This is a genomic window from Aquabacterium sp. A7-Y (genome assembly GCF_026153205.1).
Classification (GTDB): Bacteria; Pseudomonadota; Gammaproteobacteria; order Burkholderiales; family Burkholderiaceae_C; genus Caldimonas.
The window spans coordinates 47,185-60,978 of record NZ_JAPFBW010000018.1 but is presented as its reverse complement, the minus strand read 5'-3'; the positions used below and the strand labels follow the sequence as shown (position 1 = coordinate 60,978).

Genomic DNA, 13,794 nt, shown 5'->3' with positions numbered 1-13,794 from the left:
CCTCAGGCTGGCTCGCGACTGTTGAGATGGCGTTGCTGGCGGACCGAGAGCGGCTTGTCGCTGGGTCGGGCGGCCAGCTGCACCGCCGCCTGCGCCAGGCAGCTCGGTTTGCCGCGCGCGCCGCTGGCCCGGTAGTCCTCCTGCACCGCCTGCAGCACCACATCCGCCGGCAGACGCAGGGTGTCGCGCAAGTGGTCGTGCAAGGCATCGACCAGCGGCTCGAAGCCGATCTGGTGGGTCTTGCCGGTGCCGGCCCACAGGGCGTCCGAGAAGGCCATGAAACGCTCGAAGGGCCGCGCCTCGCCCAGCAGCAGCGCGAGGCAACGCGGCAGCCGGCCGGCGTTCGCGACCAGGTCCCAGTAGCGCGCGAAGCGTGTCATGCGCTGCACGGTGGCGAAGTCGGCGACGTCGGTCTGCAGGATGGCGTAGGGCGGCTCCGGGTCGTAGACCATCCGGTGGGTTTCGGTGTGGCGCACGATGGGCGTGCCGCGCAGGCGCTTGAGCACGCCGACCTGGATCTCATGCGGTCCGAGGGCCACCAGGCGGTCGAATCCGGCGGCAAAACTCTCCAGCGTCTCGCCCGGCAGCCCGAAGATCAGATCGGCGTGAACATGCGCCGGCGACTGCTTCGCCAGCCAGCGCAGGTTGTCGGCGGTGCGCTGGTTGTCCTGGCGGCGCGAGATGCGGGCCTGCACCTCGGGGTTGAAGCTCTGGATGCCGACCTCGAACTGGAGGGTCCCGGGCGGGAAGCGGGCGATCAGCTGCTTGAGGCGCTCGGGCAGCTGGTCGGGCACCACCTCGAAGTGCACGAACAGGCGCTCGTCCAGGCGGGCGAGGAAAAACTCCAGGATGCGCGCCGAGGTCTCGATCTTCAGGTTGAAGGTGCGGTCGACGAACTTGAAGTGGCGCGCGCCGCGGGCATGCAGCCGCGCCATCGCCGCGAGGAAACGATCGGTCTCGAAGGCCCAGGCGGTCTTGTCCAGCGAGCTCAGGCAGAACTCGCACTTGAAGGGGCAACCGCGCGAGGCCTCGACATACAGCAGCCGGTGGGCCAGGTCGTCGTCGTCGTACTCGTCGTAGGGCAGGGCCAGCTGCTCCAGCGGCGGCTGCTCGCCGACGATGAGCTTGGACAGCGGCCGCGGCCCGTGCAGCAGGGCGTCGCAGAGTTTCGGGAAACTGATGTCGCCCCAGCCGGTGATCACGTGGTCGGCCAGCCGGCAGATGTCCTGCTCGCCGGTCTCGTGGCTCACCTCGGGACCACCGAGCACGATCTTCAAGCCCGGCCGCAGCGCCTTCAGCAGGCGCACGACGCGGGTGGTCTCGGTGACGTTCCAGATGTAGACGCCGAAGCCGACGATGCGGGGCTCGAGCGCCAGCAAGCGCTCGACGATCTCGACCGGCTTCTGCGCAATCGTGAATTCATGCAGGGCGCTGCGCTCGCGCAGCGGGCCCAGGTTGGCGCGCAGGCAGCGCAAGCCCAGCGAAGCATGGATGTATTTGGCGTTGAGCGTGGCCAGGACGATGTCGGGCATGGCCGCTATTATCGATTTCGAGTCGAGCAAGGAGTCCGTCAGTGACCGAGGAACTGTTCCGCGAAGACAGCTATCTGCGGGAGTGCGAGGCCGGCGTCGTCGCCGTCGAGCCGCAGGGCATAGAGCTGGACCGCACGGTCTTTTATCCCCGCGGCGGCGGGCAGGCCGGCGACGCCGGCGAGTTGCTGCTGCCCGACGGCCGGGCGCTGAGCATCGCCGAGACCTGCAAGGGCGCCGAGCCGGGCCGCATCGTGCACGTGCCGGCGCCGGGCCAGGAGGCGCTGATCGAGGCCTTGCAGCCCGGTGTGCGGCTGAGGGCGCGCATCGACTGGCACAAGCGTGAACGCCACATGCGTTTCCACACCGCCACCCACCTGCTCTGCGCGCTGGTGCCGCACCCGGTGGACGGCTGCTCGATCACCGCCGACGCAGCCCGCTTGGACTTCCACACCACCGAGCCGCTGGACAAGGCCAGCCTCACAGCCGGCCTGGCGCGCCTGGTGGCCGGCCGCCACCCGGTCAGCCACAGCTGGATCAGCGACGCGGACCTCGACGCCAACCCGCAGCTGGTGCGCAGCATGAGCGTCTCCCCGCCGCGCGGCTCGGGCCGCGTGCGGGTGCTGAAGATCGAAGGTGTCGACCTGCAGCCCTGCGGCGGCACCCACGTCGCCAACAGCGCCGAGGTGGGCGAGGTGATCGTCACCAAGGTCGAGAAAAAGAGCGCCAAGACCCGCCGCGTGGTGCTGGGCTTCGCGCCCGCCGGCGGCGCCTGAACCGGGCGCCGTCCCCCCCGGAGGGGGCAGCCGGCGGGCTTCACTTCTCGCGGTAGTGGTCGTGGCAGGATTTGCAGCTTTGCGCCGCCGGCCCGAAGCTCGCCTTGAGTTGCTCCAGGCTGCCACTGCGGGCCGCCGCGACCAGCTTGGTCACCTCGTCCTGCATCTTGGTGGCCGCGGCGCGGAACTTGTCGTTTTCCTTCCAGATCTCGGGCTTGGCCTGGGTCTTGCCCTGGTCGGTGCCCTCGGCGAAGGCGGGCCAGGGCAGGCGCGACATGAACTCGACCACCGCGGCGTTCTCGGCGGCCGCCTTGGCATCGAAAGGCACCTTGCCGTTGGCCATGGCACCGAGCCGGCTGAAGTGCTGGCCGAGCACGAACATCGCACCCTGGCGGTATTCGACGGCATGTTCGGGCTTGGCGAACTGCGCCAGCGCCGGCGTGGCGGCCAGCATCGCGGTAGAGGCGGCAAGGACGGACAGCGTTCGTTTCATCGGAGGCTCCTGCGCAAGTGGGGGGCGAGGGCGGCCTGCCTGGCGAGGCGCGGCCGTCGCACAGTGTAAGGAGCGCGGGCCGGGGGCGCGACCTCACTTCTGCGCTTGCGCCCGCCGGCCGTGGCGCAGTAAAACCACCGGGTCGAGACCGTCCGGGGCAGGAAAGACCATGAAGATCCGTGTTTGGGACTTGCCGACCCGGCTGTTCCATTGGGTGCTGACCGCCGCAGTGACCGGCAGCCTGCTCACCGCACAGGTTGGCGGCAACGCCATGATCTGGCATTTCCGCCTCGGCTACCTGGTGTTGACGCTGCTGCTGTTCCGCCTCGTCTGGGGCTGCATCGGCGGCTACTGGTCGCGCTTTGCCAGCTTTTTGTTCGCGCCGTCCAGCCTGCTGGCGCATCTGCGCGGCCGTTCGCCGCTGCTGCACCGGGTCGGCCACACGCCGCTGGGCAGCCTGTCGGTGTTCGCGCTCCTGCTCGCGCTCGCCGCCCAGGTAGGCACCGGCCTCTTCGCGGACGACGAGATCGCCAACCTGGGACCGCTCGCACCGCTGGTGTCCACCGAACTGAGCCTGCGGCTGACCTGGTACCACCGGGTCATCGGAGAACCGCTGATCATTTCGCTGGTGGTGCTGCACCTGTGCGCGATCGCCTGGTACACCTGGGTCCTCAAGCAGAGCCTGGTGCGGCCCATGATCGCCGGCGACAAGGAACTGGCGGTCGATGCGCCAGCGTCACGCGACAGCGCCGCCACCCGCTGGCTGGCCCTGGCGGTCTTCACAGTCGGGGCGGTGGCGGTGGGCGCGCTGGTGCAGCTCGGGAGTTAGACTGCGCCGAACCGCTGGCTGCCCGTCCATTTTTCTCCTCGCCGACCGCCTGATCGCTCGATGCAATCGCCAGAGATACGCCTTGTCGTCCCCGACCAGCCGGAACTGCTGGACGCGGCCCGCGAGATGTTCAAGGAGTATGCCGACTCGCTCGGCGTCGACCTCGGCTTCCAGGGCTTCGACACCGAGCTGCAAACGCTGCCCGGTGAATACGCGGCGCCGGGCGGCCAGCTGCTGCTGGCCTTCGTCGACGCGCAGCTGGCCGGCTGCGGCGCCTTTCGGCCGATGGCAGACGTCGACTACGCCAATGCCTGCGAGATGCGCCGCCTCTATGTGCGCAAGCCCTTCCGCCGCTTCGGGCTGGGTCGCACCGTCGCACAGGCGCTGATCGACGACGCGCGCCGCTGCGGCTACTCCGTCATGCTGCTGGACACGCTGGACGAAATGGAGGCGGCCCGCACCCTCTACACCACCCTCGGTTTCGAAGAAATCCCGCCCTACTACTTCAACCCGCTCCCCGGGGCCCACTACCTGAAAGCCGAGCTCGACTGAAGCCGGCACCGCACCGGTTACAGCCTGGTACCGGCTTAGCATGACAGGCTGTTCGACTGATGCGTGGCGGCTTGGCCCAAGTCCCGACCCCGGGCACGGGAAGCTCGCCACTGGAGCCACCATGACCCCTGATCCTCAAACGCTGGAGTTGCGCGCCGCGGCCTTGCGGCTGGCGCTGCGTCCGGACCTGGGCGGCGCGATCGCCGGCTTCTGGCACGGCGACACGCCGGTGCTGCGCAGCGTGGAGGGTGCCGCGATGACGCACCCGCGCCAGGCCGGCAGCTTTCCGCTGGTGCCTTACTCCAACCGCATCGCCGACTGCCGTTTCGTCTGGGACGGCCAGCCGCGCGGCACGCGGCCCAACTTTGGGCCTTCGCCGCATTCGCTGCACGGGGTCGGTTTCCTGCGTCCCTGGTCCGTCGGCGAGCGCAGCGAGACGTCGGTCGTGCTGCACCTGCGGCATGCGCCCGACGCCGACTGGCCGTTCGCCTTCGATGCCACGCAACAGGTGCGCCTGGATGCGGAAGGCCTGAGCCTGGAGATGACGGTGACCAACCGGGCCGACACGCCGGCGCCGGTCGGGCTGGGCTGGCATCCGCACTTCCCGAAGCGCCAGCGCAGCCGGCTGCATGCCGAGCTGTCGGGCCGCTGGGAGGCCGACGAGACCTTGCTGCCGTCCCGCCTGGTGAAGCAGAACGGCATCGACGCCGACATGGCCCACCTGGACTTCGACAACTGCTTTGTCGGCTGGCAAGGCAGCGCCGCCATCCGCGACGAGAAGGTCTCGCTGCTGCTGACGTCCTCGCTGCCCTACCTGGTGGTGTACACCCCGCCCCAGTTCGACTTCTTCGCGGTCGAGCCGGTCAGCCACGCCAACAACGCGATCAACATGGCCGACCCGGCCGCCCACGGGCTCATCACGCTGGCGCCTGGCGCCAGCACGAGCGGCTGGATGAGGCTGCAGATCCGGGAGGCGCGCTGATGTCCGGCCTTTACGACGTGACGGTGGCCGTCGACCAGGCGGCATTGCTGGGCGAGGCGCCGATGTGGCACCCGCTGGAACAGGCCCTCTACTACTGCGACATCGCCGGCCACAAGCTGCATCGTTTCGACCCGGCGACGCGCTCGCTGGACAGCTGGGCCTTCGAGACCGACGTCAGCTGCTGCGCTGCGACCGCCTCGGGCCGGCTGGTGCTCGCGATGCGCGACGGCCTGTGGTGTTTCGATCCGCGCACGGGCCAGCGGGAGCGCCTGGCCGAGGCACCCTACGATCCGGCACAGGAACGCTTCAACGACGGCAAGGTCGACCCGGCGGGGCGCTGGTGGATCGGCACCATCTACGAGCCGCGCAAGCCGCCGCTGGCGGCGCTTTACCGGCTCGATGCCGAACGCCGGCTGACCCGGCAGGGCGAGGGCGTGACGGTCTCGAACGGTCTGGCCTGGAGCCCGGACGGCCGGCGCATGTACTGGAGCGACACCACCAGCCACACCATCTTCGCGCTCGACTTCGACGTGGCGACCGGCGAGGCGAGCGGGCGGCGTGTTTTCAAGAGCTTCGAGCTCAAGCGCGAGGGGCAGCCGCTCGACAGCTACGGCGGCCGCCCCGACGGCGGGGCCGTGGATGTGGAGGGCAACTACTGGGTGGCGATGTTCGAGGGCTCGCGCCTGCTGCAGCTCTCGCCCGCGGGTGAGGTGCTGCGCGAGGTCACGCTGCCGGTGCGCTGCCCGACGATGCCGGCCTTCGGAGGGGCGGACCTGAAGACGCTCTACCTGACCACCTCGCGGGAGAAGCGGCCGGCGGACGAACTGGCTGCGCAGCCGCTGGCAGGCTGCGTGCTGCAGTTGCGGGTGGAGGTGCCGGGCCTGCCGGCACAGCTCTATCTCGGTTGATGCGCAGGCAGGGCCTCAACGGCCGCGCTGGCGTGCCCGCGCCCGCAGGCGGAGCGCCAGGCGCAGGCGCCACACCAGCTTGACGCCGACATATCCGGTGCCGGCGCCCACGGTCGCGAACAAGCCCATGCCCACCAGCGCCGGCAGTCCGACCGACTGCACCCAGACCAGCAGGCCAGCGCCGTCGGCCGGCAGCTGGGGCGGGGGCGCCTGCACCACCAGGCTGCCCACCTGGTAGGCCAGCCACAACCAACCGCCCACGGTCAGCGGGTTGGTGATGAAGGTGATGGCCGCGGCCACCGGGATGTTGGCGCGCCACCAGACGCAATGAACCGTGGCGAAGATGATCTGCGCGATGGGCACGATGAAGGCCCAGAACATGCCGACCGCAACGCCACGCGCCACGGTCTCGCCGCGCATGCGCCACAGCTCGGGGGCCATCACATGCTCGGCAATCGGCCGCAGCCAGCGGTTGTTGGCCAGGTCGTGTCGCCGGGGCAGTTGGTTCCTGAGGCGACGCGACAGCAATTCCTTCATCGACGTCATGGCGCGCATCGTCTCATGTCATGGAGCGGCTGGGGAATTTTCCGTCTGTCACCGACTGTGCTTGCGCATTGCATCGTGTGCCGACGTGAACAATCCGTACCCCGGGAGATACCCGCTGTCGATCGGCTGTCAGGGAAGTGGGGCCAGCCCGTGACCCCGCTGCACGAAGGCAGCGCAGATGCGCAAGATCGGGGCAGCAGGCGGGCTGCAGCGAGATGGGTCGCAGGGGTCAAGCGGTGTGTGCCGGGCACCACGTCGGGGCGTCTTGGCGGGGGGTGGTGAGAGAAGCAGGGGTTTCCACGTATAATTCCGCGGATTTGCCGCAACCAGTTTGTAACCGAACGCCGTGACACCAGAGCAGACCGCAGGCAAACAAGGCCTGCCACCGGCGCCCATTTCACAGGCGAACGAAACGCGGACCCGCCGATCCGGCGGACCCGGTTTCGAGGACACGGACACAGGTGCGGACGAGGATCAGGCTTTCAAGCCCCTGTCTCGTGAAGAGGCCGAGGCCCTGAGAGCCGGGCGCCCACTGTTGTCGCCTTGGCGTGTGGTGGGAACCCAAGCCGTGGTCGGCGTGTTGGTGACCCTCCTGTGGTGGGTCGCGACGACGCGGACCGCTGTGGGCGGGTCAGCGCTGTACGGCGCCGCCGCGACCGTCCTGCCGGGCGCCTTGATGGCGCGTGGCATGACCCGGGGGCTGTCCGGAGCGAGCCCTGGCACCGCGGTGCTGGGTTTTTTGCTCTGGGAGTTCGTGAAGATTTTTGTGGCGGTGGTCATGTTGGTGGCCGCCCCGAAGATCGTGCCTGATCTGCACTGGCCGGCCCTGCTGGTCACGATGATCGTGTGCATGAAGGCAAGTTGGCTGGCGCTGCTGTGGCAGCGCCGGGTGAAAAAGACGTCTTAAAGACAACCGTTCGAAAGAAGAGAGATGGCTGCCGAAGGACAAGCACCAACCGCGGGTGACTACATCACCCACCACCTGAAGCACTTTCAGAACATCGACCAGAAAGGCATCGCCGACTTCTCGGTCATCAACTGGGACTCGGTGTTCTGGTCGGCCGCGATGGGTCTGGCGACGATCTTCGTGCTGTGGCTGGGCGCCCGCAAGGCCACCGCCGGCGTGCCGGGCCGCTTTCAGGGTTTCATCGAGATGCTGGTCGAGCAGGTCGACACCCAGGCCCGCGGCATCGTGCACAACGCCAACTCGCGCCGCCTGGTGGCCCCGGTGGCCCTGACCGTGTTCGTGTGGATCTTCTTCATGAACGCGATGGACCTGCTGCCGGTGGATCTGCTGCCGTCCCTGTGGACCCAGGCCTATGCCGCCGCCGGCCATGATCCGCACCACGCCTACATGCGTGTCGTGCCGACCGCCGACCTGTCCATCACCCTCGGCATGTCGGTCAGCGTGTTGCTGCTGGTCCTGTTCTACAACATCAAGATCAAGGGTGTCGGCGGCTGGATCAAGGAGCTGTTCACGGCCCCCTTCCATGGCCACGGCATCGCCGCGATCGCGCTGGCGCCGGCCAACCTGTTCCTGAACATCGTCGAGTTCGGCGCCAGGACCATCTCCCATGGCATGCGGTTGTGGGGCAACATGTACGCCGGCGAGCTGGTGTTTCTGCTGATCGCGCTGATGGGCATGGCCGGCCTCGCCTCGCTGGGCGGCGCCTTCCTGTGGGTCGGCCAGGTGCTGGCCGGCACCGTCTGGGCCATCTTCCACATCCTGATCATCACGCTGCAGGCCTTCATCTTCATGATGCTGACCCTCGTGTACATCGGGCAGGCCCACGAAAGCCATTGAGCCTCGGCCGCCCCGTTTTTCGTTTTCCTTCCGTTCGTCAAACCACTTCAAAACTAGGAGTAATCATGGAACAAGTGTTGGGTTATGTCGCGATCGCTTGCGGGATGATCATCAGCCTCGGCGCTGTCGGTGCCTGTATCGGTATCGCGCTGATGGGCGGCAAGTACCTCGAAGCATCTGCTCGCCAGCCCGAGCTGATGAACGAGCTGCAGACCAAGATGTTCCTGCTGGCCGGCCTGATCGACGCGGCTTTCCTGATCGGCGTCGGCGTGGCCATGCTGTTTGCCTTCGCGAACCCCTTCGTGGTTGCCTGATCGGCTTTTCTCGCAGTCTTCAATCCTGTAACCGAGAAAGGTCCGAGCCGTGAATCTGAACGCTACCCTTTGGGCGCAGATGGTGGTCTTCGGGATCCTGGTGTGGTTCACGATGAAATTCGTGTGGCCGCCGATCACGAAGTCGCTGGATGAGCGCGCCCGGAAGATCGCGGACGGGCTGGCTGCGGCCGACAAGGCCAAGGCCGACCTTGCCGACGCCAACAAGCGTGTCGAGGCGCAGCTCGCCCAAACCAACCAAGAGGCCACGCAACGCCTCGGGGACGCCGAAAAGCGGGCTCACGCCATCGTCGAGGAGGCCAAGAAAAAGGCCGAACTCGAAGCTGCCAAGATCATCGCCAACGCCCGTGCCGAGGCTGATCAGCAGGTGATCGCCGCGCGTGAAGCGCTGCGCGCGCAAGTGGCCGCCCTGGCGGTCAAGGGCGCCGAGCAGATCCTTCAACGGGAAGTCAACGCCGGCGTCCACGCCGAGTTGCTGACCCGGCTGAAAACCGAGCTTTGATCATGGCTGAGCTCGCAACCATCGCGCGTCCCTATGCGGAGGCACTTTTCGAAGTGGCCCGCAAAGGTGACTTGAACCAGTGGGCTGCCGAGGTCGACACCTTGGCAGCCGTGGTCGCCAACCCGCAGCTCCGCGAGCTTGCGGACAACCCCCGGGTGCCGCGCTCGCAGGTCTTCGACGTCGTGACGTCGGTGGCTGGCGGCTCCTTGTCCGAAGGCGCCCGCAACCTGATTGCGACGCTGATCGACAACCGGCGCCTGAGTGCCATGCCCGAGATCGCCACCCAGTTCCGCGCCCTCAAGCACGCGAGCGAAGGAGCGACCGACGCCACGGTGTACAGCGCTTTCCCGGTCACCGACGCCCAGCTCGCCGATCTGGTCGGCACGCTGGAGAAGCGCTTCGGCCGCAAGCTGCTGCCCACGGTCGAGGTTCAGCCCGAACTGATCGGCGGCGTGCGCGTGGTGGTTGGCGACGAGGTGCTGGACACCTCCGTCAAGGCCCGCTTGGAACGCATGAAGGCCGCGCTGATCGCCTGAGATCCGCGCAGCTTCGATGAACAGCCGGGCGCGAGTCCGGGGCAGCCAAGTTCAGGCTCCGGGTGGCTACCACCCGGGTCCGGACAAGACTGGGAGAATGCAATGCAACTGAATCCCGCAGAAATTTCTGAACTGATCAAGAGCCGCATCGAGGGTCTCGGCGCGGCAGCGGACATCCGCAATCAAGGGACCGTGGTCTCGGTGACGGACGGCATCTGCCGCGTCCACGGCCTGTCCGACGTGATGGCCGGCGAAATGCTCGAATTCCCGGGCAACACCTTCGGCCTGGCGCTCAACCTCGAGCGCGACTCCGTCGGCGCGGTGATTCTGGGCGAGTACGAGCACATCTCCGAAGGCGACACGGTCAAGTGCACCGGCCGCATCCTGGAAGTGCCGGTGGGCCCCGAGCTGGTGGGCCGCGTCGTCAACGCGCTGGGCCAGCCGATCGACGGCAAGGGCCCGATCAACGCCAAGCTGAGCTCGCCGATCGAGAAGATCGCCCCGGGCGTGATCGCGCGCCAGAGCGTGTCGCAGCCGCTGCAGACCGGCATCAAGTCGATCGACTCGATGGTGCCGATCGGCCGCGGCCAGCGCGAGCTGATCATCGGCGACCGCCAGACCGGCAAGAGCGCGGTGGCGATCGACGCCATCATCAACCAGAAGGGCCAGGGCGTCACCTGCGTCTACGTCGCCATCGGCCAGAAGGCGTCGTCGATCAAGAACGTCGTGCGTGCCCTGGAAGCCAACGGCGCGATGGACTACACCATCGTCGTCGCCGCCTCGGCGTCCGAGTCGGCTGCGCTGCAATACGTGTCGGCCTACTCCGGCTGCACGATGGGCGAGTACTTCCGCGACCGCGGCCAGGACGCACTGATCGTCTATGACGACCTGTCCAAGCAGGCCGTGGCCTACCGCCAGATCTCGCTGCTGCTGCGCCGCCCGCCGGGCCGCGAAGCCTTCCCCGGCGACGTGTTCTATCTCCACAGCCGCCTGCTGGAGCGTGCCGCGCGCGTGAGCGCCGACTACGTCGAGAAGTTCACCAACGGCGAAGTGAAGGGCCAGACCGGCTCGTTGACCGCGCTGCCCATCATCGAAACCCAGGCCGGCGACGTCTCCGCCTTCGTTCCGACCAACGTGATCTCGATCACCGACGGCCAGATCTTCCTGGAAACCAGCCTGTTCAACGCAGGCATCCGTCCCGCGATCAACGCCGGTATCTCGGTGTCGCGTGTCGGTGGCGCCGCCCAGACCAAGCTGATCAAGGGCCTGTCCGGCGGTATCCGTACCGACCTGGCGCAGTACCGCGAGCTGGCGGCCTTCGCACAGTTCGCCTCGGACCTGGACGCAGCCACCCGCAAGCAGCTCGACCGCGGCGCCCGCGTGACCGAACTGCTGAAGCAGGCCCAGTATTCACCGCTGCCGATCTCGCTGATGGGCGCGACGCTGTACGCGGTGAACAAGGGCTACCTGGACGACGTGGACGTCAAGAAGGTCCTGGCCTTCGAAGCCGGCCTGCACCAGTTCCTGAAGACCAGCCATGCCGCCCTGCTGCAGAAGCTGGACAGCACCAAGGCCCTGGACAAGGACTCGGAAGCCGAGCTGCAGAACGCCATCCAGTCGTTCAAGAAGTCCTTCGCCTGATCTCACAGAACAAGGAGTTCCGTCATGGCGGCAGGCAAGGAAATACGCGGCAAGATCAAATCGGTGGAGAACACCAAGAAGATCACCAAGGCCATGGAGATGGTGGCCGCGTCCAAGATGCGCAAGGCGCAGGAGCGGATGCGTTCGGCCCGGCCCTATGCCGAGAAGGTGCGCACGATCACGGCCAACCTGGCGCAGGCCAACCCTGAGTACGTGCCCGCGTTTCTGCAGCAGAACAGCGGCACCGGCCAGGTCGGCGTGATCCTCGTCACGACCGACAAGGGCCTGTGCGGCGGCCTGAACACCAACATCCTGCGCGCCACCACCGCCAAGCTCAAGGAACTGGAATCCCAGGGCCTGAAGGCACAGACGGTGACCATCGGCAGCAAGGGCGCGGGTTTCATGAGCCGCATCGGCGCGAAGGTGGTGGCCCAGGTCACGCAGCTGGGCGACCAGCCGCACCTGGAGCGCCTGATCGGCCCGGTCAAGACGCTCATCGACCAGTACGCCGAGGGCAAGCTGGACGCGGTCTATCTCTGCTACACCCGCTTCATCAACACGATGAAGCAGGAGCCGGTGGTGCAGCAGCTGCTGCCGCTGTCGGCCGAGTCTATGCAGGCCGACAAGACCCAGCATGCCTGGGACTACATCTACGAACCCGATGCGCAAAGCGTGCTCGACGAGCTGCTGAAGCGCTACATCGAGGCGCTGGTGTACCAGGCGGTGGCCGAGAACATGGCGTCCGAGCAGTCGGCGCGCATGGTCGCGATGAAGGCCGCGACCGACAACGCCGGCAACCTGATCGCCGAGCTCAAGCTGGTCTACAACAAGACCCGGCAGGCCGCGATCACCAAGGAACTGTCGGAGATCGTCAGCGGGGCGGCGGCCGTCTGACGGCGCGAGGCCTGAAGGCATCCAACGAATATTGATTGAAGGAACGAAAAATGGCTGAAGGCAAGATCGTTCAGTGCATCGGCGCCGTGGTGGACGTGGAGTTCCCGCGCAATGCGATGCCCAAGGTGTACGACGCCTTGAAGATGGAAGGTACGGCGCTGACCCTGGAAGTCCAGCAGCAGCTGGGCGACGGCGTGGTCCGCACGATTGCGCTGGGCTCCTCCGACGGTCTGCGTCGCGGCATGGTGGTGCAGAACACCGCTGCGCCGATCACGGTGCCGGTGGGCAAGGCCACGCTGGGCCGCATCATGGACGTGCTGGGCAACCCGATCGACGAAGCCGGCCCGGTCAACGCCGAGCTGAGCGCCTCGATCCACCGCGCGGCACCGGCCTACGACGAGCTGAGCCCGTCGCAGGACCTGCTCGAAACCGGCATCAAGGTGATCGACCTGATCTGCCCGTTCGCCAAGGGCGGCAAGGTGGGTCTGTTCGGTGGCGCCGGCGTGGGCAAGACCGTCAACATGATGGAGCTGATCAACAACATCGCGAAGCAGCACTCGGGTCTCTCGGTGTTTGCCGGCGTGGGCGAGCGCACCCGTGAAGGGAACGACTTCTACCACGAGATGAAGGACTCCAACGTGCTCGACAAGGTCGCGATGGTGTACGGCCAGATGAACGAGCCCCCGGGCAACCGTCTGCGCGTGGCACTGACCGGCCTGACCATTGCCGAGTCCTTCCGCGACGAAGGCCGCGACGTGCTGTTCTTCGTGGACAACATCTACCGCTACACCCTGGCCGGTACCGAAGTGTCCGCGCTGCTGGGCCGCATGCCCTCCGCGGTGGGCTACCAGCCGACGCTGGCCGAGGAAATGGGCCGCCTGCAGGAGCGCATCACCTCGACCAAGATCGGCTCGATCACCTCGATCCAGGCCGTCTACGTGCCTGCGGATGACTTGACCGACCCGTCGCCGGCGACCACCTTCGCCCACCTGGACGCCACCGTCGTGCTGTCGCGTGACATCGCCTCGCTGGGTATCTACCCCGCGGTCGACCCGCTCGACTCCACCAGCCGCCAGGTCGACCCCAATGTGGTCGGCGAAGAGCACTACACGGTGACCCGCCAGGTGCAGGCCATCCTGCAGCGCTACAAGGAACTGCGCGACATCATCGCGATCCTGGGCATGGACGAACTGTCGCCGGAAGACAAGCTGGCCGTGGCACGCGCCCGCAAGATCCAGCGCTTCCTGTCGCAGCCCTTCCACGTCGCGGAAGTGTTCACCGGCTCGCCCGGCAAGTACGTTCCGCTGAAGGAAACCATCCGCGGCTTCAAGATGATCGTCAACGGCGAGTGCGACAGCCTCCCCGAGCAGGCCTTCTACATGGTCGGCACCATCGACGAGGCTTTCGAAAAGGCGAAGACGCTGCAGTAAGCGGCGCGCTCGGCCCCCGCGTGCGGGGGCCGGCTGCTCG

16 protein-coding genes are annotated in these 13,794 nt (G+C 67.2%); 13 read left to right on the top strand and 3 right to left on the bottom strand.

Translation table 11 applies throughout. The annotated features are described in order from the left end of the window. Positions 1–2: 2 nt before the first annotated feature. The gene (locus OOT46_RS17080) at positions 3–1,532 is read right to left on the bottom strand and encodes a B12-binding domain-containing radical SAM protein (protein ID WP_265404832.1); all 1,530 of its coding nucleotides are present in this window, start codon (positions 1,530–1,532) and stop codon (positions 3–5) included. A 41-nt stretch (positions 1,533–1,573) separates the two neighbouring features. Here OOT46_RS17080 and OOT46_RS17075 point away from each other — a divergent pair, with 41 nt between their 5' ends. Beyond that, positions 1,574–2,305 (top strand): alanyl-tRNA editing protein, encoded by a 732-nt coding sequence (locus OOT46_RS17075; RefSeq protein ID WP_265404831.1) that lies wholly within the window; start codon positions 1,574–1,576, stop codon positions 2,303–2,305. Between the two features lie 40 nt (positions 2,306–2,345). Here the strand turns inward: OOT46_RS17075 and OOT46_RS17070 are convergent, their stop codons facing one another. Continuing rightward, on the bottom strand, positions 2,346–2,798 hold the full coding sequence (locus OOT46_RS17070; protein WP_265404830.1) for a c-type cytochrome: 453 nt from the start codon (positions 2,796–2,798) through the stop codon (positions 2,346–2,348). Between the two features lie 169 nt (positions 2,799–2,967). Between OOT46_RS17070 and OOT46_RS17065 the strand changes: the two genes are divergently transcribed. From OOT46_RS17065 to OOT46_RS17050, 4 genes are all read left to right on the top strand, one after another. Beyond that, the gene (locus OOT46_RS17065) at positions 2,968–3,627 is read left to right on the top strand and encodes a cytochrome b/b6 domain-containing protein (protein WP_265404829.1); all 660 of its coding nucleotides are present in this window, start codon (positions 2,968–2,970) and stop codon (positions 3,625–3,627) included. Positions 3,628–3,687: 60 nt separating this feature from the next. Continuing rightward, positions 3,688–4,179 carry a GNAT family N-acetyltransferase gene (locus OOT46_RS17060; RefSeq protein ID WP_265404828.1) on the top strand — a complete coding sequence of 164 codons (492 nt, stop codon included), beginning with the start codon at positions 3,688–3,690 and terminating at the stop codon, positions 4,177–4,179. A 121-nt stretch (positions 4,180–4,300) separates the two neighbouring features. Continuing rightward, positions 4,301–5,161 (top strand): aldose 1-epimerase, encoded by an 861-nt coding sequence (locus tag OOT46_RS17055; protein ID WP_265404827.1) that lies wholly within the window; start codon positions 4,301–4,303, stop codon positions 5,159–5,161. After that, positions 5,161–6,069 (top strand): SMP-30/gluconolactonase/LRE family protein, encoded by a 909-nt coding sequence (locus OOT46_RS17050; RefSeq protein WP_265404826.1) that lies wholly within the window; start codon positions 5,161–5,163, stop codon positions 6,067–6,069. The genes OOT46_RS17055 and OOT46_RS17050 overlap by 1 nt, the downstream gene beginning before the upstream one ends. A gap of 15 nt (positions 6,070–6,084) precedes the next feature. On the opposite strand, the gene OOT46_RS17045 is transcribed toward OOT46_RS17050, so the two are convergent. Then, entirely contained in the window at positions 6,085–6,615 is a 531-nt protein-coding gene (locus OOT46_RS17045) for a DUF2062 domain-containing protein (RefSeq protein WP_265404825.1), read from the bottom strand. 346 nt (positions 6,616–6,961) lie between these two features. Here OOT46_RS17045 and OOT46_RS17040 point away from each other — a divergent pair, with 346 nt between their 5' ends. The 8 genes from OOT46_RS17040 (at position 6,962) to atpD (ending at position 13,754) form a co-directional block, all read left to right on the top strand. Then, positions 6,962–7,522, top strand: a complete 561-nt coding sequence (locus OOT46_RS17040; protein ID WP_265404824.1) for an ATP synthase subunit I — start codon at positions 6,962–6,964, stop codon at positions 7,520–7,522. 24 nt (positions 7,523–7,546) lie between these two features. Continuing rightward, positions 7,547–8,419 carry a F0F1 ATP synthase subunit A gene (gene atpB / locus OOT46_RS17035; protein ID WP_265404823.1) on the top strand — a complete coding sequence of 291 codons (873 nt, stop codon included), beginning with the start codon at positions 7,547–7,549 and terminating at the stop codon, positions 8,417–8,419. Between the two features lie 65 nt (positions 8,420–8,484). Then, positions 8,485–8,733 carry a F0F1 ATP synthase subunit C gene (gene atpE, locus OOT46_RS17030; RefSeq protein WP_265404822.1) on the top strand — a complete coding sequence of 83 codons (249 nt, stop codon included), beginning with the start codon at positions 8,485–8,487 and terminating at the stop codon, positions 8,731–8,733. Between the two features lie 49 nt (positions 8,734–8,782). Continuing rightward, positions 8,783–9,253, top strand: a complete 471-nt coding sequence (locus tag OOT46_RS17025; RefSeq protein ID WP_265404821.1) for a F0F1 ATP synthase subunit B — start codon at positions 8,783–8,785, stop codon at positions 9,251–9,253. A gap of 2 nt (positions 9,254–9,255) precedes the next feature. Beyond that, complete coding sequence (locus OOT46_RS17020; protein WP_265404820.1) at positions 9,256–9,789, top strand: F0F1 ATP synthase subunit delta; 534 nt, start codon at positions 9,256–9,258, stop codon at positions 9,787–9,789. A gap of 102 nt (positions 9,790–9,891) precedes the next feature. Beyond that, positions 9,892–11,430 carry a F0F1 ATP synthase subunit alpha gene (atpA, locus tag OOT46_RS17015; protein ID WP_265404819.1) on the top strand — a complete coding sequence of 513 codons (1,539 nt, stop codon included), beginning with the start codon at positions 9,892–9,894 and terminating at the stop codon, positions 11,428–11,430. A 24-nt stretch (positions 11,431–11,454) separates the two neighbouring features. After that, a complete protein-coding gene (gene atpG, locus OOT46_RS17010; RefSeq protein WP_265404818.1) occupies positions 11,455–12,324 on the top strand; it encodes a F0F1 ATP synthase subunit gamma in 870 nt (289 codons plus the stop codon). A 50-nt stretch (positions 12,325–12,374) separates the two neighbouring features. Further along, positions 12,375–13,754, top strand: coding sequence for a F0F1 ATP synthase subunit beta (atpD, locus tag OOT46_RS17005; RefSeq protein ID WP_265404817.1), 1,380 nt, complete (start codon positions 12,375–12,377; stop codon positions 13,752–13,754). Positions 13,755–13,794: the final 40 nt, after the last annotated feature.

Bases quoted from the DNA above. Each gene is read 5' to 3' on its own strand.
- OOT46_RS17080 (WP_265404832.1), bottom strand. From the start codon at position 1,532: ATGCCCGACATCGTCCTGGCCACGCTCAACGCCAAATACATCCATGCT.
- OOT46_RS17070 (WP_265404830.1), bottom strand. From the start codon at position 2,798: ATGAAACGAACGCTGTCCGTCCTTGCCGCCTCTACCGCGATGCTGGCC.
- OOT46_RS17065 (WP_265404829.1), top strand. From the start codon at position 2,968: ATGAAGATCCGTGTTTGGGACTTGCCGACCCGGCTGTTCCATTGGGTG.
- OOT46_RS17060 (WP_265404828.1), top strand. From the start codon at position 3,688: ATGCAATCGCCAGAGATACGCCTTGTCGTCCCCGACCAGCCGGAACTG.
- OOT46_RS17055 (WP_265404827.1), top strand. From the start codon at position 4,301: ATGACCCCTGATCCTCAAACGCTGGAGTTGCGCGCCGCGGCCTTGCGG.
- OOT46_RS17050 (WP_265404826.1), top strand. From the start codon at position 5,161: ATGTCCGGCCTTTACGACGTGACGGTGGCCGTCGACCAGGCGGCATTG.
- OOT46_RS17045 (WP_265404825.1), bottom strand. From the start codon at position 6,615: ATGACGTCGATGAAGGAATTGCTGTCGCGTCGCCTCAGGAACCAACTG.
- atpB (WP_265404823.1), top strand. From the start codon at position 7,547: ATGGCTGCCGAAGGACAAGCACCAACCGCGGGTGACTACATCACCCAC.
- atpE (WP_265404822.1), top strand. From the start codon at position 8,485: ATGGAACAAGTGTTGGGTTATGTCGCGATCGCTTGCGGGATGATCATC.
- OOT46_RS17020 (WP_265404820.1), top strand. From the start codon at position 9,256: ATGGCTGAGCTCGCAACCATCGCGCGTCCCTATGCGGAGGCACTTTTC.
- atpA (WP_265404819.1), top strand. From the start codon at position 9,892: ATGCAACTGAATCCCGCAGAAATTTCTGAACTGATCAAGAGCCGCATC.
- atpG (WP_265404818.1), top strand. From the start codon at position 11,455: ATGGCGGCAGGCAAGGAAATACGCGGCAAGATCAAATCGGTGGAGAAC.
- atpD (WP_265404817.1), top strand. From the start codon at position 12,375: ATGGCTGAAGGCAAGATCGTTCAGTGCATCGGCGCCGTGGTGGACGTG.